Raw genomic sequence first — 21,585 nt, forward strand, 5'->3', positions numbered from 1 at the left:
TATTGATGGATATCATTTTTTTGTAGCTTATTTTTTATCATATTGGCACTAATAAATGTTAAATTTTGAACAAAAAATACTATGCATGCATAATTTATTTGATTTTCGTATTGTTAGTTTTAAAATTAATGTATCTTGGCTATTAGATGATATCTTGCCATTACCTAATACTAATTTAACCCAAAAACTCAAAAATTTATGAGATCAATACTTCTATTATTCTTTTTCTTGTTTGGGATGTTGACTTATTCCCAAACGATTATTAAAGGGAATGTGGTGGATCAAAATAATGATCCCGTGCCCGGGGCCAATATTGTAATTGTGGGGAAAGCCATTGGAACGGTAACCGATTTTGATGGGAATTTTTTGTTGAATACGAGTGAGAATCCCCCCTTTACCTTAAGTGTTAGCAGTATTGGTTTTATGGCTTCTACGGTGGGTGTCACTCAAAACGATCAAACCATTTCAGTTATCTTAAACGAGGAGCAAACCAATTTGGACGAGGTGGTTATCTCTGCATCCAGAACCCCCGAACGTATATTTGAGTCCCCTGTTACCGTTGAAAGATTCGGGCTTAGGGATATCCAGAATACGGCCTCGGCCGATTTTTATGATGGCTTGGAGAATTTAAAGGGTGTGGATATCAATACCAATAGCTTAACGTTCAAGGCTATTAATACAAGGGGATTTGCCACTTTCGCCAACACGCGTTTTATGCAGTTGGTAGATGGTATGGATAACTCTACCCCGGCCCTTAACTTCCCTATGGGCAACCTTATCGGGATGATCGAGACCGATGTGCTCAGTGTTGAGCTACTACCCGGGGCATCTTCCGCCCTGTACGGGGCAAATGCCTTTAATGGAATACTTTTTATGCGAAGTAAAAACCCCTTTGATTATTCGGGGATAAGTACCTATGCCAAAAGAGGGATTACTTCCCAAAAGGCGGCCGGCGATAATGCCTATACCGATTTTGGGATCCGGGCGGCCCATAAGTTCAGTGATAGGTTTGCCGGAAAGGTCAATTTCTCCCTTTTAACGGGAACGGACTGGGCGGCCAACAATGAAATGGGAAAGGCCGGTGGTGGAGCCACCAGGGCCTCGACCGATTATGATGGCATAAATGTGTATGGTGACGAGGTTTCTGAAAACATGCAGGTAGTGGCAGCGGCATTGGTAGATGCCGGTCTTTTAAATTCTGCCGCGCTACCGTTGATTCCTTCCCAAGTAGTAAGCAGGACAGGTTACAACGAGGGGGATCTTACCGATTATAAGGCGGAAAGCATTAAGGCGGATTGGGGCCTCTATTATCGTCCTTTTGCGGATGATTTTGAAATTGCCTATGTGGGAAAGGTAGGGAAAGGAAATACCATCTATCAAGGAACAAATAGGTATAATATTGATGGCTTTTTCATGCAGCAGCATAAATTGGAAATTAGAAATGATAATTTCTTTGTGAGGGGATATTTTAATGAAGATAAGGCCGGAGATTCCTATGATATGGTTTTTACCGGGGTAAACGTTAATAATATCTGGAAAGATAACAGTACTTGGTTTGGACAGTATGTGGGCACCTATGTAGGTGCCGTATCCCAAAATGTTCCTGCCGAACAAGCCCACCTTTTAGCCAGACAGGCGGCCGATACGGGACGTTACCTTCCTGGAACTCCTGAATTTGAAAGTGCCTTCAATAGGGTGATCAACGATCCTGATCTGACCAAGGGATCCAAGTTCCAGGATAATTCCAAATTCTATCATGCCGATGCCAATTATAATTTTGGTCATTTAATGGATTTTGCCGAAATTCAGTTGGGCGGATCCTACAGGCAGTACCGCTTAAATTCTTTCGGAACAATTTATACGGATGCCGACGGCCCTATTTCCTATTCCGAATTCGGACTTTATAGCCAGGTGCAAAAGAAGTTTCTGGAGGAAGACCGTTTAAAATTGACAGCCTCCCTGCGTTATGACAAATCCGAATTGTTCGATGGATTCTTTTCACCACGGATATCTTTGGGGTATACGGCCGGTGAAAGCGGCAACCACAACATAAGGGCCTCTTACCAGACAGGATTTAGAAACCCTACTACACAGGATCTGTATATTGGCCTCAATGCAGGTAGGGGCATATTGGTGGGCAGTGCTCCGGATAACCCCGCCAGGGAGGTCAGGCCTTTTGATCTTAGTCCGACCGGAACGGCCATTATTGGAAGTCCGACCATTGATTTTAACGGGGAAGGGGTTTACAACAACTCTTTTACGGCAAGTTCGGCCATGGCCTTTGCTGCCAGTAGAAATCCAGCGGATCTGGTCATCGCAAATCCGGATTTTGTACAACCGGAACAGGTAACTTCCTATGAGCTTGGTTATCGGGGCAAATTGAACAAGGTAACTTTGGATGTGAGTGCCTATTACAGTGCCTACAAAAATTTCTTGTCAGGCCAAAATGTTGTGGTGCCCTTTTATGGGGATGTGCAGTTGACCCAGACGGTGCCTACACCGGGAGGTCCCTTGCCTGCCGCTATGGTAGCCTTGGGAAGTGGGGATTGGCAGGGATACCAGGCCTATACCAATACGGATGCAAAAGTAAATTCCTATGGGGCGGCTTTGGGCCTAAGTATGAAAATTTGGGGCAATTATGACCTTGGAATGAACTATACCTACGCCAAATTGGATTTTGACCAAGAGGACGATCCTGATTTTGTAACCAACTTCAACACCCCGGAACATAAGGTAAAGGCTTCTTTTGGCAATACGGCACTATTCAAGAATTTTGGGTTCAATGTGGCCTGGAGATGGAGCGATACCTATTTATGGGAAGCCACTTTTGGCAACGGACAAATTCCGGCCTACCATGTGGTGGATGCACAAGTAAGCTATAATGTGCCAAGTATAAAATCGGCCTTTAAACTAGGGGCCTCCAATGTTTTGGGAGATGAATATTACACGGCCTTTGGTACCGGATATATTGGTTCCCAATATTATGTTTCCTGGACCATTAACCCCTAACTTGTTAAAATATCAAAGAAGGGAGTATAATTAAAAATGGCGTCAATTTTTTGGACGCCATTTTTCTTGGTAAAAAAAGGAAAAAGTAGTTTCCAAATTAAGATGGAAAACATATCTTTGCAGCCTTAAAAACAAAGCGGTATGTCGCACTGTTTTTAATTTAAAGATAACAGTAAAACATAAATACTCAAGTAATGTCTAAAGTTACAGGTAAAGTTTCCCAAATCATCGGCCCGGTAGTTGATGTTGAATTTCAGTCCGGAGCGGACCTTCCCAAGATATACGATTCTTTGGAAATCATTAATAAAGATGGTTCCAAGTTGATTTTGGAAGTTCAGTCGCACGTAGGTGAAAATACGGTTAGGACTATTTCTATGGATTCAACCGATGGATTAAGTAGGGGGGTTGCCGTTGAAGCAACGGGAAGCGCAATCCAGATGCCCATAGGGGATGATGTTTATGGGCGTTTATTTAATGTAATTGGAGATGCTATTGATGGACTTGGGGATTTGCCAAAAGCCGGTAAGGACGGTCTTCCGATTCACAGGGATGCACCTAAGTTTGAGGATTTATCAACTTCTACGGAAGTCCTATTTACTGGGATTAAGGTGATCGATTTAATTGAGCCTTATGCAAAAGGAGGTAAGATTGGGTTATTTGGAGGTGCCGGTGTTGGTAAAACGGTACTTATCCAGGAATTGATCAACAACATTGCAAAAGGACATGGCGGACTTTCGGTATTTGCAGGAGTTGGGGAACGTACCCGTGAAGGGAACGATTTGCTTCGTGAGATGTTGGAGTCCGGTATTATAAAATATGGGGATGATTTTCTGCATTCTATGGAAGAAGGCGGATGGGACTTGTCCAAAGTAGATAAAAAGGTAATGAAGGATTCCAAAGCGACCTTCGTTTTTGGACAAATGAACGAACCTCCCGGGGCCCGTGCCCGTGTGGCTTTGTCCGGATTGACCATAGCGGAATACTTCCGCGATGGTGCAGGGGAGGGTCAAGGTAAGGATGTTCTTTTCTTCGTGGATAATATATTCCGTTTTACGCAAGCAGGTTCCGAGGTATCGGCCCTTTTGGGACGTATGCCATCGGCGGTAGGTTACCAACCCACCTTAGCTACGGAGATGGGTGCCATGCAGGAGCGTATTACATCCACCAAAAGAGGTTCCATTACTTCAGTTCAGGCGGTATACGTACCTGCGGACGATTTAACGGATCCAGCTCCGGCAACCACATTTGCCCACTTGGATGCCACTACGGTATTGTCCCGTAAAATTGCGGAATTGGGGATTTATCCAGCGGTAGATCCATTGGATTCCACTTCAAGGATTTTGACAGCCGAAATTTTAGGTAAGGATCATTACGCCTGTGCCCAAAGGGTAAAGGAGTTATTGCAACGTTATAAGGAACTTCAGGATATTATTGCCATCTTGGGGATGGAAGAATTATCCGAAGAGGATAAATTGGCCGTAGGTAGGGCAAGACGTGTACAACGTTTCCTTTCCCAGCCATTCCACGTTGCGGAGCAATTTACCGGTATCCCAGGGGTCTTGGTAGATATTAAGGAAACTATAAAAGGATTTAATATGATTATGGATGGGGAGTTGGATCATCTTCCAGAATCGGCCTTTAACCTTAAAGGGACTATAGAGGAAGCTATTGAGGCCGGAGAGAAAATGCTTGCCGAAGCGTAAATGGGTAGGCAGTAATTAGTTGACGGTTGCCAAGATGTGACCGAATACGGAATACTGAATATGGATTACTAAAAAGAGAATATGTATTTAGAAATTGTATCACCAGAGGCTACTTTGTTTGCCGGGGAAGTTACATCGGTAACGGTTCCTGGAATTGATGGTGAATTTCAAATGTTGAACAATCACGCCCCTATCGTATCCCTTTTGCAGGAAGGAAAAGTAAGGATAAAGGGCAATATAGTTCTGGACGAGGTGCATGGGGATAAATTTTCCAAAGCTTCCAATGGGGATGCCATTCTGGAAATTAGCAGTGGTACCGTTGAGATGAAGAACAATAAAGTAATTGTATTGGCGGACTAACAAGGTGAAATACAAAAATTAATACAGCAAAAGCCGTACGTTTCGTATGGCTTTTGCTGTTTTATGGCCCCTATGGGCCTACTTATCCAAAGAGTGGTTTTTAAATTGGATGGTACGTTCTGTTTTTGCACTTTGAATGGCTGCTTCCAGGATTTCCATGGTAATCATATTGTTTTCCAAAGAATAAGGGTCGTACCTTTCCAAGTTGGTTTTGCCCCTGATCACCGAAGCGAACAGGGCAAAGGGGTCGTCATAGGGGGCGTCCCTTTCCCCCAGTTTAAAAATTTCCTCATCATAACCACTGTATCCTTGCGAAATCCGCAGTCGGAGGTCATGATTATTATCGGCGTAGATAGCGCCTTTTTCTCCATAGATTTCCATATCCTTGCGGCCGATGGGCCAATTCCAAGAGGGTTCCAAAATGGCCATGGCACGGTCATAGGTAAGAATAATGGTAGCATCGTCATCTACCTTAGGGTTGTTTTCCGGCTGTAACTGCTGGGTTACGGCAGTCACGGAATTGGGTCTTTTGCCTTGTTGTATCCAGGTCATTAGGTTGGCACCGTAGCACCCAAAGTCCATTATGGCACCACCTCCGTTAAGTTTGGGATCGGTAAGGAAATTTAAAAACTCAGGACTTACCCCTATTTTTTTCGGACCTTTATGTCCGTCCCTAACAATTACCTTTCTAAGGGCGCCTATTGTGCCTTCCTTGAGCAGTTCATTGGCTTTTACATTGGTAGGGTACCAGGAGGTTTCATAGTTGGTAAGCAGGTGAATTTGGTGTTTTTTGGCCAGGGCCTCCATTTTCTTGGCATGTTCCAAACTAACGGCCAAGGGTTTTTCTACCATCACATGTATGCCCTTTGGGGCACAGGTTTCCACAATGGCAAGGTGGTCGTATATGTTGCCGAAGCCGGCCACGGCCTCCGGCTTAACGGCAGTGATCATCTCCTCCATGGTGTTAAAGACCATGGTCATGGGAAAGCCGTGCTTCTCGGACAGACGCTGCGCTAAATTTCGATCGGTCTCCACAATGCCCACCATGACGATATCCTCATTGGCCTCCCGGTTTAGAATCCAGCCAACATGGCCATGGGTAAGGCCCACCACTCCCAATTTTATCGGTTCTTTCTGTGCCAGGGCGCTCGTTAGGGTCAATAGGATGATACAAAGAGATACTACAGTGCGTTTTTTCATGGGATATGGTTGTTTAAAGACCACGGCGAATACGGTTGCCGTGATCCCTGAAAGATACTACATTTTTTACTCAATAATCGAGATTTAAACCTGTCCGCCCGTGCCAGTCGGGCGGGCCTACGGCAGGCAGGTGCTCCAACGCGGGCGTCGAAATCAAACATGAATTTTCATTTAATGCCTCGTGGGCCTGCCTATCGGACAGACAGGCTTGCCCCGAGGTAGTTTACTTTACCGGGGATAATTGGCCTATAATTACCTCTACTACGGCGCCCTCGGTAGCCTTTTTGTGTGCTGCTATATGGGCACTGTTGTTATGTTTTTGCCAATGCCCATAACTGGCCCAGTTTTCATAGAAGAAAAAACGATCCGGGTTTTCATTGTCCTGGTGCAGGTCGTAATTGAGGCAACCTTCCTCCTTTAGGGTAGGAGGTATAAGTTTTAATAAGGCCTGCTTTACAAATTCGCGTTGTTCGGTTTTTGCCAAAATACTGGCGGTGATGGTCAATTGCTCGTTACTCATTTTTAATGGGAATTTTATTCTTTAAATATAGGGAACTTGCGGGCTTGGGGAAAGGCAGTGGGCAGTGAAATCCGTTTTAGCCAACTGTAAACTGCTTTTGCCAACGTATCTTCAAGCTGCCAGGCTTAAAATGCGCCTTTTACATTGATTTTGGAGGCGTTTAACTTCTGTCCTGGCATTTCTCCCCTAATATTGTGAAACTCCGTTTTTATTAGTCCGCCCTCCTTAAGGTACCAGTCCTTGGTTAGGTTTTCCGGGATATTATCGCCTGTTTCCATCATCCAATCCCTCAATACCTTTCCCATACTTTTTAGGGTTTCCCTATATTCGGGAAGCGAGGCCACATTGAGCAATTGAAGGGGATTCCTACTGTAATCATATAGTTCTTCATGGGGTCTGGGTACTATAAAAACATCGGCCTGTATGGGAGAAAGCCTTCCCTGATCCCTTAACATTTCCAATTCCTTAAAGGAAGCACTGCCTACGGCATCTGCAGGTCCATTCTGTGGTTGCAGGGGCCTCGAATTTAAGATGTACATATACTCCTTGTTCCTGACCATGCGCTCATGGGCCTCGTAATCGTGCCAATTGTGCTCGGCAAACACATAATTGCGAAAGGGCCGGTCCGGTTCCGTTAGAAGGGTGTCGAAACTATGGCCCTGAAATTGGTCGGGACTATCTATGCCTGCCAGCGTTAATAGTGTGGGGGCAATATCCACGGCACTTATGAGGCCTTTGCTGGAGGTATCCTTGTATTTAATTCCCTTGGGCCAATGCATCACAAAGGGGGTTTTCATACCCCTGTCGTTCACCCTGGTCTTACTGTGGGGAAAAGGCCGTCCGTTATCGGACATTATAATTATCAAGGTATTGTCCAGCTCTTTTTGTGCTTTCAGTTCTTGGACCACCTCTCCGATATAAAAGTCGAACCTTGTAATTTCGTCATAGTATTGGGCCAAATCCAATTTTGTTCCTTCTCCATTGGATAAATAAAATGGGGGTTCCAGTTCGCTGGGCGGATGTGTTCCGGTAAATTTATTGGGTCCCCAATCCCTGTGGGCGTCATATGATGCGAACCACATGAAAAAGGGGCTGTTTTTTGGACGTTCCTTTAGGGAGGCTACCCAGCTTTCTTCGCCCCCATCCCCATTCTCTTGATGATGCTCGTATATTTTATCAAATCCACGTCTGGCATATGGGCCCATATGGAACTTGCCGGCCAGGACGGAATAATAGTTGTTGTTCCTTAGAATCTCGGGAAAGGATAGCATATCCAAGGGAGGGGTGGTATGTAATTCGGCAGCTCCCGTATTGTGGGGATATCTCCCGGTAATGATGGAGTTTCTGCTGGGGCTGCACGAGCTAGCCGTTAAATAGAAATTATCAAACCTTAACCCATCTTTGGCAAGTTGGTCAATGTTGGGCGTCTTTACCTGTACATTCCCGTAACAACCAATGTCGTCCCAGCTAACATCATCGGCAATAAAAACAATGATGTTCAATTTTTCTTTTTGGGCATGAACAGTACTAAAGAAGAACAGATAAAAAGATAATAGTACAAATAAAGGTTTCATATATGGCAGGTAATTTACTGGCCTGTTAAAAGTATAGAAAAACTACTTCTAATAAAAATGGTAGGGTACTAGTGTCCTGTCAACCCTACTTTGGCCATCCCAAGTCCTGTTCTTTTTCATACCTTAAAATTTTTGTAATTATTCGAAAATAAATTAATTAAAAAATTTAGAACGTATGTAACCGCTTCGCTCTCACATTAAACCTGCCTGCCGGCAAGGCAGGAATTTTAAAAATCTCCTTCTGATAGCAATCGGGATATGAAGTAATTTTAAAAATTTATTAATGTTCGTTTCACCCGGCCTGCGTTAAAAAACAGTTCCGTAGCTTCGGCTATGCAACATTTTTTTGCCTTGCCCAGATAAAAAATAACGGCGACTTAAACGACACAGTAGCATTGACACGACACTAGGGGTAAGAGGAGAGCCATCATATGCTATTTACGGGCGGTAGAATCTGTTTTGTTCAGGGTTTCCAATAAGCGAACGCTTAGGTTATCTATATTTATGCTGTTCTTATGAAAGGCCGTTACATTGGAGAGAATGACTATTCCGGTCCTGTGGGCCATATCAATTATAACATTCGATCTATATCCTCCGGTGCCACCTCCATGCATCAATTGTTCCCCAACTAGGGTTTTTTTAATGGCCCATCCCAGTCCCATCCCGGCATTATTGGTTTGTAGGCCAAATGTAGGCCTTCTGGTCAATGCCAATATTTCGTCGGAATCATTGAACTGAGCCTGCGCAAATTTGGATAGGTCGGCTACCGATGATACTATTCCTCCGGCTCCTACCAAAACGTTCAAATCCCAATTGGGAGTTTCGTTACCATCAGTATCAAGCCCTCTAATCAATTTGTTCTTAATACTGTTTCTATCTGTTGTAGTACTGGCCATTTCGTACTTTGTGCTTATTTTGGTCTGGAGTAGGTCTTCATAGGAGGTACTGTCTATTTCACTCAAAATAAAACCCAACAATCCTACGCCCAGATTTGAATACTCTGATTTTTCACCTGGATTATGGTTTAGGGTAAGCTCTTGGGTCAAATACTGTTTTAATTTCAGTTCGTCATAATCCTTATAAGGGTTTTGCAGGTCAACAGAATCAGGAAGCAGGTTGCTGGGAAGCCTTGGAAGCCCCGAGGTGTGATTGGACAACTGTTTAAAGGTTATTTTTACATCGCCCTTTAGGGGCCAATCCAAGTAATCGTTGATATGGCCTTCCAGTTCCAGTTGATGGTTTACCACAAGATCTGCCAACAGGGTAGCGGTAAATACCTTGGAAATAGAGCCAATTTCAAAAACACCATCATGATTGTCAACAGTAAGAATGGTATCGTTTTGCCGTTTAATACCATAAAATTGGGCCGCCCCGTTCTTTATAAGGGCAAAGGACAGTTGGGTATTGTTGGGGAAATCTTTTGATTCCGCATAAATAATTTTGGATTGGGCTTCCGTAATGCTGCGGGCATCATTTTGTTGACCATTAAAAGCGACTTTTTCCTGTGTACACCCGCCAATGACCAATAGGGGTAGGATGCATATAAAATAGACCTTCATGGAATAGTTATTAGGTTATTTAAACATTTGGCGGGGGTAGTGCATGATAATCAAGGGGGATGAAAAGGGAAGGTAAAAAAAATGCTCTTAACTTCCACATATTCAGCACAAAAAGCATCATTAAATAATAGCTGGTGTTGCTATAAAATAGGTAAATGGCCTCGTAGGCCGTAGTTTAAAGCAAAATTGCACGGCATGGAACGTGGTTTGGACTTGCGTATTGTTCCGTGAAGATTTCGGTTATTTTGATGCTAATTTATATAGTAACCTCGCTCGTGCCCGTAAGAGTAAGTAAACCATAGTGCAAAAGAAAACGATAGTTTAAAAATGAGGAGCAAATACAAATTCCCTAATCCTACTGAATATACTGGCAAGTGCATTGGTGCAAATTCTGCAAAAGTACAATCCAACTAAAATTATTTGTTACATTGGGCCAATGAAATTTAATTACAAGTTACTATATCCGTAGGTTGTGCGTAATTTCACAAAAATTCCTCATTTCAAAATAGAATACTTATCTTTGACGTTAGTAACGTGAAAAGATATGATATTGTCCTTTGGTTCAAAACCGACCGAACAAATTTGGAATGGCATTCGGGTTAAGAAAATGCCGATTGAAGTTCAAAATGTAGGACGAAGGAAGCTCAGAATGCTGAACAACTCACAGGACATTTCTGATTTAAGGATTCCACCGTTGAACCGATTTGAAAAGCTTAGTGGAAAATTAGGTGATTATTATAGCATTCGAATAAACAAACAATGGCGTATAATGTTTTTATGGGACAAAGGAAACGCAAGCGAAGTGGAAATAATAGATTATCCCTAAAAAAATGAAAAAGTTAGCAAATGTACATCCTGGCGAGATTTTGTTTTACGAGTTTCTTGAACCTCTTGAAATTTCGGCCTATCGACTATCAAAAGATTTGAAAATACCTCAAACACGAATTTCGGAAATCGTAAAAGGCAATCGCAGAATAACAGCGGACACAGCTTTGCGATTGAGTAAATATTTTGGGAATTCAGCTAAGTTCTGGCTCGGACTTCAAGATGATTACGATATCGAGGAAGAGAATGAAACAAAGGGGTCGGAATTCAATGAAATTAGGCACTTCGAGAATAAAAACGTTGCCTAATAACCAAGCGTTCGTGTGGTCGGTACTGCCCGTCCCGCAAATTTTTCGGGAGCCTAACATGAACGCAGTGTTGACTGAACCGGTCTGGGTCGGTTTGCCTGTATGGGGATTGATCTGTTTTTCTTGTGGGTTTTTGGGATGGCCTGTTGACCTATGGTGCTGCTTTTTAGTAATACATTCTGCTTTCTACTGTAAATTCCGCTTCTCGGATCCCATTGACCGTGGTATTTTAATGGTTTTTTCCGAAATCCCTTTGGTAAAAGGCCATAGGCATCCCATTACGCTTTTTGGAAGCTGTTTTTAGGTATTATTTGTTTTCTTGTCCTACCAATATGCCGGGGGTATTTTGGCTTCGTTTTCCACAAGGGATTATGCCGTCCATGAAGGGTGAAAAGTGGCTTGGAACGGAGTTATTTTAGCGCGCCAAAAAGGGGTGGACCTAGCCTATTTTCATATACGGACTAACTATGGACTAACTATGGAGTATCTATGGACTATCTATGGAGTATCCCCGGACAAGACATTTGGTTTTTAAAATATCTATGCGCTATCAATTACAGAGACCTTAATAAAGGGACCGCTCTACTTTGTTTTTTATAGGGGGTATGGTTTGGAGATACTCAAATATGGCTCCCGCTTCGGCATCGGTAAGTAGGGGGTAGGGCAGCATAGGGTAGCTAAGGGCCTTTTCCCCTTTTATCTGCCCATACTTAAGTGTATTCACAAATTCATCCTTGGTCCAATTTCCTATTCCAGTTTCTTTGTCCGGAGTAAGATTTGATGTCAACATTACTCTTCCCTGCAGATCCAAGGGTTTGTTGCCCCCTGCAAAATAGCCGACACTGAGTTCAGGATTTAAAAAATCATTGGTTTTAAAGTCGGCCGAATGGCAGGAGAAACAATCCAGATTCTGTGCCAGATACTTACCCAATTCCACTGTTTGATCTTCCTTGGGTATGGAAATCGTCTCAGTAGGCATTGGTAGGGGCTTAAACGCAACCCTACATAGTAGTTTGGTCAATAAAGAGGGTTCTGATGGGGTATCCGGGGTGGGGTCTGCTTTTACCATAGGATGGTCCGATCTTAAAAATGAAATTATGGCATTGATATCTTCATCCGCCATATGTGGTAATTTGGCCATGTAGGGAGGACTGTACTGTCCGTCCCTTTTTATTCCGGTTCTAAGTAGGTATACCAGTTCCCCATCTGTCCAATCCCCAATGCCATAAGTGTTGTCCTGGGTAATGTTCTGCGAATAAATTTCTCCAAATTCCGGTGGGGCATCCATCATTTTATGCCCGGTAAGTTTGTTGGTCTGTTGGCTTAAATGGCAACCTGCACATAACATTACCGTCAATTTTTCACCTCTTGCTATAGCCTCGGGGCTACTGTTTACCTTAAAGTCGATTTTTTGAACTTCATAGGAAGGAATGTCATTGGCACTGATAAAAAGGATCCCAATTCCAACCAATAATAGTATCACTCCTATGCTCACTCCTAGAATTTTTAATAGTTTTTTCATCTAAGTAATTTTTAATTAAACAAAAGCGTTTTAAGATTAAATTGGGAGGGGGAAGTTTTATAGTTTCAATCAACTATTTTATTTGGAATTTTAAGCACACTAAAATGATGTGAAAAACACATGCAGTAGGCTATTCCGTATATGAATATCTTAGTCTTTTCCTATAATTATTGCGTGAAGGGATTTAATCATAGGGTGGTTTTTGGATGTTATATTGGCTAATTCGTCAGTTTTGAAAACTCAGCTCACAAAATTAATATTTTTTTTAATATCACATTCAACTTTCTTAGATTCAATCTTAAAAATATAAGGGAATTGAACAGAATGGATTGATTATTTTAGAATTTACTTTCTTTTGTGTTAAAATTTTAAACAAAAAAAGATGATCAGCTATTGCGGGCATCAGTGCTGGCCTAAGTGTTTGCGGTCTGGTAAATTTTCTAAGGCGATGGAGTTGATAAGGACATATGGAATAATGGAAGGTTGGGACGGGCCATAGCATTGGGCCATTATTTGAAGGGATTGAAGGGAATATATGGCGAAGAAGGGGATTTTTCTTAAAATACATTTTTCAATTAAATGATTTGGCCATTTCCAACGCCTCAGTGATATGCCTAGGGATATATTCTTCGACCAATACCGAAAACATTTCGTTTTTCTAAAAATCTTTTTTGGTCTCTTCGTTAATTCCGGATAGAATCACTTGTATGCCCTTGGCCCTATATGATTTAATGATCCCTTTTAAGCTTTGACATCCAGTGGCATCAATTAAAGGTACATACCGCATAACCGGCACCGCATAGTTCAACTGTGTGGTCATAAGAACTGCGCCCATGGCTTACATGATGTAATCCTATAATCTTACAATTTTGCGCATAATTTTACGGAAACCTAAATCTATTCATTAATCCCAGTAAATTTTAAGTTATGCCTATAATTGTGAATGCAAAAAGTCGGCAGTATCCTTTAATCCTCTATTTCTAAGTATATCTAAGACTTCGAACTCATCTAAGTCAGGATTTCGTCGATATAGTACCATTTCCTTAAAGGCCTTTATAGCTTCTTCAGGGTTTAAGTCAATAATATCTGTCAGGAAGTCATCAGCGGTCTTTGCTGAAAGGCCAAAAGACGATAAATACTCTTTTGGAAAATCTTTTATATTATTGGTAACAATTACGTTTGCATTTGTTTTGATTGCTGCGGCGAGTACATGGCAATCATTCTTGTCAGGTAATTCCAGTCCAGTAATCAACCCTGAATAGTTAGATACAAAAGCGTCCGGAAATGCTAAATTTGCCCTTGCCAAACGTTTTGAAATTTCTTCCTGTGAAACTCCTTTTCTTTTCATTACAGCAGCCCATTCATCAAAAATATGTTCACTCCATTTAGGAGTATATAAATCATAATGCGCAAACCAAAACAGTAAATCCCTTATCTCAATTGGATAAATAACATTGGTATCCAAGACACAAATAAAACGAACACTATGTATCATACAACCCGATTTCTTCGTCAGATTGCATAATATCAATAATATGCTTTTTCTGAGCTTCTTTCATTTTTCTTTTATGCTGCATTACATCCTCAAACTTCACTCTTCGGTGTTTTCCAACCTTTGTGAAATCTATTTTTCCTTCCTCTAAAAGCTTAACAAAATGAGGTCTGGAACAACCCAAAATTTCAGCTGCCTTTTGAGTTGTAACTTCTGTAGCCATAGGTACCAAAGAAAATGGTTTCCCTTTACTCATTGCTTCCAGAATCTCTCCTAAAAGTTTCAATGCGCTTAATGGAATTTTAATTCTCTCCTGAGTCTCAGCTATCTCAATTTCCGGATTTTTGGACTTTAATTCCTTAATTACGGAAGAAAGAGCATCATATGATTGAATTGCAATTTTTTGCTCCTCTTTTGAGGCTTTATTAACGTTATTGTAAGTTTCCATTTTGGTTTACCAGTTATATATTTTACAATAATAAACGAAATAAACGAAACAAGCTTACATTTAAAATGTTAAAATTTAAATACATTGTACAACAACTCATTCCTCGCTGGTCGGTACTGCCTATCATTAATAAAACTAATTGGAGCCAAACATAAAGACCGTGTTAATATAATTGGGCCCAGTTTTCCTCTGCTATATGGCCTGCCAATTCATAAAATATCCTGGCGGTCAATGCCCCCTATCCCGTTTTAAATTGGGCCACTTTAAAGAAAACAAGAAAAAATTTCCCCAGCACAAACCAAAAATCCCTAAATTGGAAGAAATAAAATAGTAATCCCAAGAGTTAGTGTCCAGTCAAGCCTAAACCTACGGGTAATTTAATTTGTCTCTTGAGCCGCTCCTGTGTTGCAAAAATCCTTACGTAGCTACGGCTATGTGCGTTTTTTGCGCCTTGACCCAGCTCAAGATCCATCATTCCTTACCCGTCATTTAAACGTTGACTGGACACTTGGGTAGTGCAAAACCGAGACCAACACCGTCATTCCCTCCAGACGCTGTAAAATAGGGATCTTACAAATCCGGCTATAGTAAGCAGCAAAATTTATTTGTTACATTGGGCCTATAAAAGAAATGTAATTAGCAGTTACTATATCCGTATCTTGGCGGCAAGTATAGCGACATTCCCAATACAAATATCGGACGTTTAAACAAAGTATATTAGGACGTTTAAACAAAGTTATCCGTTAGAATACTATCTACATTTGTCCCAATAAAATAATTAAAAAATGGGACAAAACAATTATAACGGAGCTTTACAGAAACCGATAGGTTCGCGCTTCAACGGAAAATCAACTTCAACAGAAGTTATCAAAAGCATTGACCTTAAAGGTAAAACCGCCATTGTTACAGGTGGAAACACGGGAATAGGATTGGAAACAGTGAAAACGCTTGCCATTGCAGGCGCAACGGTAATCGTTCCTGCAAGAGACATTGAAAAAGCAAAAAACAATTTACGGGGAATTGCCAATGTAGAAATAGAGGAAATGGACTTATTAAACCCTGCTTCCATTAATACATTTGCTGAAAAGTTTTTGGCTTCGGACAAACCGTTGCATTTGCTGATAAACAATGCTGGCATTATGTGGGTTCCGATACGCAGAGACAGTCGCGGAATAGAATCACAATTGGCAGTAAATTATTTAGCACAATTCCATCTCTCTGCCAAATTATGGACAGCATTAAAAAAAGCAAATGGCGCAAGAGTTATTAATGTATCATCGCAAGGACATCAATTTGCCACTTTTAATTTTGAAGACCCAAATTTTGAATATCGGGAATACGAAACCTTGCAAGCTTATGGACAATCAAAAACCGCTGTCAATCTGTTTTCTCTTGAATTGGACAACCGGGCAAAAAAGTTTGGTGTAAGAGCATATTCATTACATCCAGGTTCTATTGGCGGTACAGAATTAGCTAGAGAAGCACCTTTGGAATTATTTATAAAAATGGGTTTTTGCAATGGGAAAGGAGATATGTTACCTGAAGTTGCCGCGTCACTCAAAACAATTCCGCAAGGTGCATCTACAACGATTTGGTGCGCGACAAGTCAGTTGCTAAACAACATTGGCGGTGTGTATTGTGAAGACAACGACATAGCCGAATTGTACTTAGGACAAGAGTTTTCAGCAGGCATAAAACCCTATTCGGTGGACGAAACTAATGCAAAGCGTTTGTGGGAATTAAGCGAAAATTTAACCAACATTACTTTTAACGTTGTTTGATATTTGTAATTTTACATTACACAAGTAATATGGAATTTCAGTTCACATATATAACAGACGACATTAAACTTTCTTGTTACGAAGACAAATTGTTTAAGACAGAAGTTGTGTTTGACCACCATATGCTTGTGTGGTTCATTTCTGGCGAAACAAAAATCATTCAGGCAGACCAAAACTATTTGTTTAAAGCAGGTGACATCTTTCTTATTCCAAGAAATCAGTTAGCGACAATTATTAATTACCCAAAAGATGGATTGCCCCATAAGTCTGTAGTAATGCACCTTTCAGTTGACAGACTACGAGAATTTTACGCCAACATGAGCGTAAAACCAAAAGTTTCCGCAACACAAAAAATAAAAAGCTTTAACCAACACCCATTATTGGAAAGTTGTCTTGCTTCTTTAATACCTTATTTTGATGTGCAAGAAAAATTTCCCGAGAATATCGCTTCATTAAAAATTACGGAAGCTATTAGCGTTTTGCGGACAATTGACAAAAACATTGATACTATTTTAGCCAATTTTGAGGAACCACATAAAATTGACTTAGCAGATTTCATGGAAAAGAATTTTATGTTCAATATGCCTTTGGAAAAGTTCGGCTATTTGACAGGACGAAGCCTTACAACATTCAAACGTGATTTTCATAAGATTTTCAACATAACGCCACAACGTTGGCTGACACAAAAGCGTTTAGCGTTGGCCCATTACCAACTTGCCGAAAAAAACAGAAAACCCATTGAGGTGTATTTAGAAATAGGATTTGAAAACTTATCGCATTTCTCATCCGCTTTTAAAAAACAATTCGGATTGACACCAACAGAACTTATCCTTAAAAATACCGGCCGCTAACAACTAAGGTTTCGTTCAACAACGGCTCATACGCCATTGCTATCTTGCAGACTAATTGAAATTATAAACTTTATTGATTTGAACCGGGCGCGCTTAGGTCTTAATTTGCCGCTACAGCGCATAAACGCACCGTTGGGTGTAATTTTGGAGCAATTTTTGATGTCTTAATCAATATGAAAAGCTTTTCCTTTTTACTGGTTATTTTGTTATTTGCCGGAAACTCAACATTTGGACAGGAAAATACAATTTCTGAATTTGACTTATATGGTTGCTGGAAAATGAAACTTGGGACAAACGAAAATGGAATTAAAAAAAGGACTTATATCTCTTGTGGGATTTCCGAACCGAAAAATTCCGAAAAGCACTCTAGTATTGTTTTCAAAGCCTTTAATAAGTGTGAATTTCCAGCAGTAATCCAAGACGCCCTTTGCCCACTTATTTATAAAAATGTCGAAGGGACTTGGAAATACGACAAAAAATCTGGAATAGTAGAAATTTATTACCCAAAGGACTTCAAAAAAGAGTTCTGGGACGCGGTAAAAGAAGAATCTCCTGAAGCGGAAATTCCTAACCCAAGAATGAAAACAAAGTTCAAAATAGTTGGGTTTGAAAAATGGACAGCTGGAAATAGAATAATTACGCCCAATAACTAAGAAGCGTTCTTGTGGCCAGCATGGCCCAGCATAAACCCCATGTTAACCACACCCAGTCCCGAGTTTCCCTGTACCATGTAGACTACCAATTTATATAATATTCCGGTTATTAATGCCAGCCATTCCGTTTCAATCTGCGCCACTTAAGGCAAACAAGTAAAAAACTCCCACAACACAAAGCAAAAATCCCTAAATTGGAAGAAATAAAAAGTTATCCAAATTAAATAGCAAGGTTAGCGCAAAACCGACACCGCATAGTTCAGCGGCGGTTTAAATATAACTGCGCACTTGGCTTCGGTGATTAAATCCTATAATGTTGTACACCTTTTGAAAAAGGTTATTTGCATAGGAATTTTGATATGCTTTTGCTGTGTCGATTTGGAAAAGAATGACATATATGGGGATTGATCTATTTTTATGTGATTTTTTGGGACGGTCAGCTGACCTGTGCGCTACCCCTTTTATTACAGGGGTGATTTTTTGGGTGGATAGCACTTCATGATTCCCATTGGCCCCATGTATTTTAATGGTTTTTATCTAAATTCCTTTTGTAGGGCCATGGGCATAGTAGCCATAAAATTCAAACGTCAAGTTTTAAAGGAAATTTATTTTCTCAACAAATACATCAAAATCGGTTATCATTTGGTTTTTAGGAATTGATATTGAAAATATCTCACCAAGGTTATTTTCAAATACCCTAATAGGGTATCCCTTCGTTTTAATGGATTGTATTTCATCTGTTTCAGTATTGAATAATAATACTTCACGTTTTAAAAATTCTGTTTTTATATCACTTCCAAACCAATCAGGGTCAATGGTAGATGCAAAAATATATTTCGCATCTTTGGATAACCCTAGAGCAAACAAATCTTCAGGCAATTGTGCCTCAACCTGAAAAGAAATTGTAGAATATAGTTTTCTCTGACCGTAATTAATCAGTAAGTTACCGGAGTCACTGTAATAAGAGGTGTTTTTATATTTGGCAATATAATCGGAACTAAGTGGTAGCGTAATCACTCTTCTATTCTGTAAAATACCATTATCATTAACCGTATACAGGATACTTTCCTCATCATTTTTATGCCCTACTATTATTTCATTATCGTTCACGTGGATCATTCTGTATAAGTTATCACCATGATGTGTGTCGTAATGAATTTGTTTGTCTAGAAGTATTAATTCTTCCCCATTTCTTTGAAAAATGAATATGGAGTCGGTATCAATAACAACCAAAAAGCCATTTTTTGAATACGTAAAATCTACAATACCAGATAAATTAAATTCCTCAAATAAGTAAAAAGAACCAAAGGAGAAAACCTCTGAAAGGGATGTCGGATTTAAAAAATGTAAATTATTTCGCCCATTTACTACCAACTCTTTTCCCTCGGAAAAATTAAATGGTTTTCTAAACGGAAATTCACCCGCAACATAGACTTCTTCACTTGTAGTTGATTCAAGCACACCTTGGTCGTAATTAAGTCTCAGTACCGCATTTGTATCATAACTGGCCCAACTTGGAATTTGACTGCTTCCGTGTAAGTATACAGCAGGCTCATCATCATCAACTTCTAGATGGCTTAAATAAATTGGTCCGAACAAATCATTATGTCTAAAAGTTACCTGTTCATAATTTGAAACCACATTTGTACCAAAAACATTATAAGCATAAATTGCATAAAATGGATTTTCAATATAAGGAGGGTCGGTATCAAGAAAACTGGTTTCTTCGATAGCATTAATTTTTACAATACTGTCCTCTTCATGGAAAAGTAAATTCGTTCCGTCGGTACTGGCATAAACTATTTCGTAATGGGAAAAGTATGGGATGTCATATTCACTCCATTCTAAAAGAATACTTTCCCCATCTACACTAACACTGTTTAGGTTAGGTATACTTGGAATAATTAAATTTTTTGGGTTTTCAGTAAGTAATTTACTTTCACCAACCAAAATATTATTAGAATAAACCCTCAAAAAATAACATAAATTATTTGTGGTAGCTGGTGGATCGTAATCGATAAAGGTGGTGTTGGTATTATCTTTAATTTCTGTTAAGAGCACCGCATTTTCTTTTGCACAAGACCCCTCTATTGAACGATATACCTCGTAACTAGTAAACGAATTAACAGCTGTTTCTTGCTTCCAGTTAAATTTCAAAAGTGATGTTTCATCGGAATCTCTTTCAAAAGAGGTGGCTATATGATTATTAGAAATAGGATCATAACGATTTAAATTAGCTTTGAAAACATCTTTATTTCCATCATCATCAAAATCAAATAGAAACCTAATCACCAATTCAGAAGGTTTGAAATCGATTATTGAAAGCTCTTCCACTTCCCCCGATGAAAACGAGACTGATATTATTCCGTTTTCAATTTTCCAATTGCCCGTTTTTTTAACTGGAACACAGTCATCGTTGTTATATAAAACTTCTTCATATCTGTCATTTTCGGAAAAGACAAAGTAATCATATCCACATATTGGGAAACGTGGAGCTATCTGAACACTAGTGCCCATAAATTCTCCTGAATAAACAAACCATGTTCCTAGAATATCCCCACTTTTTACATTCGTATTTACATTGGTATCATCATCAGGGGTAACGGTCTCCTCTTCTTCCCCACTTTCACAAGCAAGAATAGTAAGTAATAAAATAATAAGATATCTGTATCTTTTGAACTTCATCATAAAACTAAAAGACTTTCTAAATATTGAAAACTAAAAATAAACTTAAATCTTTCACCTCCAACTTTATTTTCTAATAAACACGAAGTAAAATAATATTATTGAATGTTACTATTTACTCTTCCATTGTACCCACTTTCAAAATAATATAGTAAAAAACGTGCTACAACAATGTTAACCGTTCCACTAGCTCAAAAAGGGTCAAAAAATTAACATTATCAAAAACCGCTCCTGTCCTGCTGCCACTTTGTATATATTAACCAAAAATCCCTAAATTGGAAGAAATAAAAAGTATTAAAAATAAATAAAAAGGGTTACGCAAAACCGACACCACATTGTTCAAGGCGTATAAAAATCGGCACCCCTGGCTTTCATGATTTAATTCTATAATGTTAGCAACAAGCTAAAAAAATAAAATTCACACAACGAAAAATAAAGTAGTAATGCGAAGAATTGTTCCGAATATATATTCAAATGACATTGAAAAAAGCAAGCAATTCTATACTGAATTTTTAGGAATGGACTTAGAGATGGATATGGATTGGATATTAACTTTCGTGTCAAAAGAAAACCCAACTGCACAAATTTCAATTTTCCGAAACAACAAAAACAATCCTTTGGATAACTCGGCGATATTTTTATCAATTGAAGTTTCGGATATAGACAACTGGTTTGAACGCGCCAAAGAGCAAAAAATTGAAGTTGTATATCCAATAACTAATGAAAATTGGGGAGTAAGACGATTTTTTGTAAAAGACCCAAATGGAGTGACCATTAATTTATTAACCCATTTATAGAAAAACCAGCTGCTTATAACTAAGGATTCCGCCCACCGTGATGCCAATTCTGAATACCATATTGCCTTAACCCCGGCCCCAATTCCCCCTTACCATGTGGCCTGTTAATTCATAATATATCCCCGTTAATAGTGCCGCCCATTCCGTTTTAAATTGTGCCACTTTAAATAAAACAAGAAAAAAATCCCGTTGGCGCAAGCGTCACGCCTGCCTTAGTCGGCAGGAGGGATGGTTAAAACAACATTCTTCCTCCATCCGACTTTTTTAAATTGAAGAAGTACATATCCAGCCTTAGTAA

Annotated in this window: 18 protein-coding genes; 9 read left to right on the top strand and 9 right to left on the bottom strand. The window is 39.9% G+C overall.

All coding sequences use genetic code 11. From position 1 onward, the window contains the following. Positions 1 to 198 precede the first annotated feature (198 nt). The 3 genes from D0S24_RS02115 (at position 199) to D0S24_RS02125 (ending at position 5,072) form a co-directional block, all read left to right on the top strand. Positions 199 to 3,009, top strand: coding sequence for a TonB-dependent receptor domain-containing protein (locus D0S24_RS02115; protein ID WP_117018200.1), 2,811 nt, complete (start codon positions 199 to 201; stop codon positions 3,007 to 3,009). A 194-nt stretch (positions 3,010 to 3,203) separates the two neighbouring features. Then, positions 3,204 to 4,712 (top strand): F0F1 ATP synthase subunit beta, encoded by a 1,509-nt coding sequence (gene atpD, locus D0S24_RS02120; protein WP_031445674.1) that lies wholly within the window; start codon positions 3,204 to 3,206, stop codon positions 4,710 to 4,712. Positions 4,713 to 4,793: 81 nt separating this feature from the next. After that, a complete protein-coding gene (locus D0S24_RS02125) occupies positions 4,794 to 5,072 on the top strand; it encodes a F0F1 ATP synthase subunit epsilon (RefSeq protein ID WP_117018201.1) in 279 nt (92 codons plus the stop codon). A 78-nt stretch (positions 5,073 to 5,150) separates the two neighbouring features. On the opposite strand, the gene D0S24_RS02130 is transcribed toward D0S24_RS02125, so the two are convergent. The 4 genes from D0S24_RS02130 to D0S24_RS02145 form a co-directional block, all read right to left on the bottom strand. Continuing rightward, a complete protein-coding gene (locus D0S24_RS02130) occupies positions 5,151 to 6,272 on the bottom strand; it encodes a Gfo/Idh/MocA family protein (RefSeq protein WP_117018202.1) in 1,122 nt (373 codons plus the stop codon). Positions 6,273 to 6,495: 223 nt separating this feature from the next. Continuing rightward, a complete protein-coding gene (locus D0S24_RS02135; RefSeq protein ID WP_117018203.1) occupies positions 6,496 to 6,792 on the bottom strand; it encodes a putative quinol monooxygenase in 297 nt (98 codons plus the stop codon). 125 nt (positions 6,793 to 6,917) lie between these two features. After that, positions 6,918 to 8,366 carry a sulfatase gene (locus tag D0S24_RS02140; RefSeq protein ID WP_117018204.1) on the bottom strand — a complete coding sequence of 483 codons (1,449 nt, stop codon included), beginning with the start codon at positions 8,364 to 8,366 and terminating at the stop codon, positions 6,918 to 6,920. Between the two features lie 434 nt (positions 8,367 to 8,800). Beyond that, positions 8,801 to 9,925 (bottom strand): serine hydrolase, encoded by a 1,125-nt coding sequence (locus D0S24_RS02145; RefSeq protein ID WP_117018205.1) that lies wholly within the window; start codon positions 9,923 to 9,925, stop codon positions 8,801 to 8,803. Positions 9,926 to 10,469: 544 nt separating this feature from the next. Between D0S24_RS02145 and D0S24_RS02150 the strand changes: the two genes are divergently transcribed. Beyond that, on the top strand, positions 10,470 to 10,751 hold the full coding sequence (locus D0S24_RS02150) for a type II toxin-antitoxin system RelE/ParE family toxin (protein WP_117018206.1): 282 nt from the start codon (positions 10,470 to 10,472) through the stop codon (positions 10,749 to 10,751). Positions 10,752 to 10,755: 4 nt separating this feature from the next. Next, positions 10,756 to 11,058 carry a HigA family addiction module antitoxin gene (locus tag D0S24_RS02155; RefSeq protein ID WP_117018207.1) on the top strand — a complete coding sequence of 101 codons (303 nt, stop codon included), beginning with the start codon at positions 10,756 to 10,758 and terminating at the stop codon, positions 11,056 to 11,058. A gap of 565 nt (positions 11,059 to 11,623) precedes the next feature. On the opposite strand, the gene D0S24_RS02160 is transcribed toward D0S24_RS02155, so the two are convergent. From D0S24_RS02160 to D0S24_RS02175, 4 genes are all read right to left on the bottom strand, one after another. After that, a complete protein-coding gene (locus D0S24_RS02160; protein WP_117018208.1) occupies positions 11,624 to 12,580 on the bottom strand; it encodes a c-type cytochrome in 957 nt (318 codons plus the stop codon). 658 nt (positions 12,581 to 13,238) lie between these two features. Further along, complete coding sequence (locus D0S24_RS02165; protein WP_117018209.1) at positions 13,239 to 13,415, bottom strand: sodium-independent anion transporter; 177 nt, start codon at positions 13,413 to 13,415, stop codon at positions 13,239 to 13,241. A gap of 96 nt (positions 13,416 to 13,511) precedes the next feature. Further along, positions 13,512 to 14,075, bottom strand: a complete 564-nt coding sequence (locus D0S24_RS02170; protein WP_117018210.1) for a PIN domain-containing protein — start codon at positions 14,073 to 14,075, stop codon at positions 13,512 to 13,514. Next, positions 14,065 to 14,520 (bottom strand): helix-turn-helix domain-containing protein, encoded by a 456-nt coding sequence (locus D0S24_RS02175; protein ID WP_117018211.1) that lies wholly within the window; start codon positions 14,518 to 14,520, stop codon positions 14,065 to 14,067. The genes D0S24_RS02170 and D0S24_RS02175 overlap by 11 nt, the downstream gene beginning before the upstream one ends. Positions 14,521 to 15,305: 785 nt before the next feature. Here D0S24_RS02175 and D0S24_RS02180 point away from each other — a divergent pair. From D0S24_RS02180 to D0S24_RS02190, 3 genes are all read left to right on the top strand, one after another. Further along, positions 15,306 to 16,301, top strand: a complete 996-nt coding sequence (locus D0S24_RS02180) for an SDR family NAD(P)-dependent oxidoreductase (RefSeq protein ID WP_117018212.1) — start codon at positions 15,306 to 15,308, stop codon at positions 16,299 to 16,301. Positions 16,302 to 16,330: 29 nt separating this feature from the next. Continuing rightward, positions 16,331 to 17,152, top strand: a complete 822-nt coding sequence (locus D0S24_RS02185) for a helix-turn-helix domain-containing protein (RefSeq protein ID WP_117018213.1) — start codon at positions 16,331 to 16,333, stop codon at positions 17,150 to 17,152. Positions 17,153 to 17,325: 173 nt separating this feature from the next. After that, the gene (locus tag D0S24_RS02190) at positions 17,326 to 17,805 is read left to right on the top strand and encodes a hypothetical protein (RefSeq protein WP_117018214.1); all 480 of its coding nucleotides are present in this window, start codon (positions 17,326 to 17,328) and stop codon (positions 17,803 to 17,805) included. A 594-nt stretch (positions 17,806 to 18,399) separates the two neighbouring features. Here the strand turns inward: D0S24_RS02190 and D0S24_RS02195 are convergent. Further along, positions 18,400 to 20,493 (bottom strand): lipocalin family protein, encoded by a 2,094-nt coding sequence (locus D0S24_RS02195; RefSeq protein WP_117018215.1) that lies wholly within the window; start codon positions 20,491 to 20,493, stop codon positions 18,400 to 18,402. A 440-nt stretch (positions 20,494 to 20,933) separates the two neighbouring features. Here D0S24_RS02195 and D0S24_RS02200 point away from each other — a divergent pair, with 440 nt between their 5' ends. Continuing rightward, positions 20,934 to 21,287 carry a VOC family protein gene (locus D0S24_RS02200; RefSeq protein ID WP_117018216.1) on the top strand — a complete coding sequence of 118 codons (354 nt, stop codon included), beginning with the start codon at positions 20,934 to 20,936 and terminating at the stop codon, positions 21,285 to 21,287. Positions 21,288 to 21,585: the final 298 nt, after the last annotated feature.

It is taken from the genome of Arenibacter sp. P308M17, from assembly GCF_003426735.1.
Lineage (GTDB): Bacteria > Bacteroidota > Bacteroidia > Flavobacteriales > Flavobacteriaceae > Arenibacter.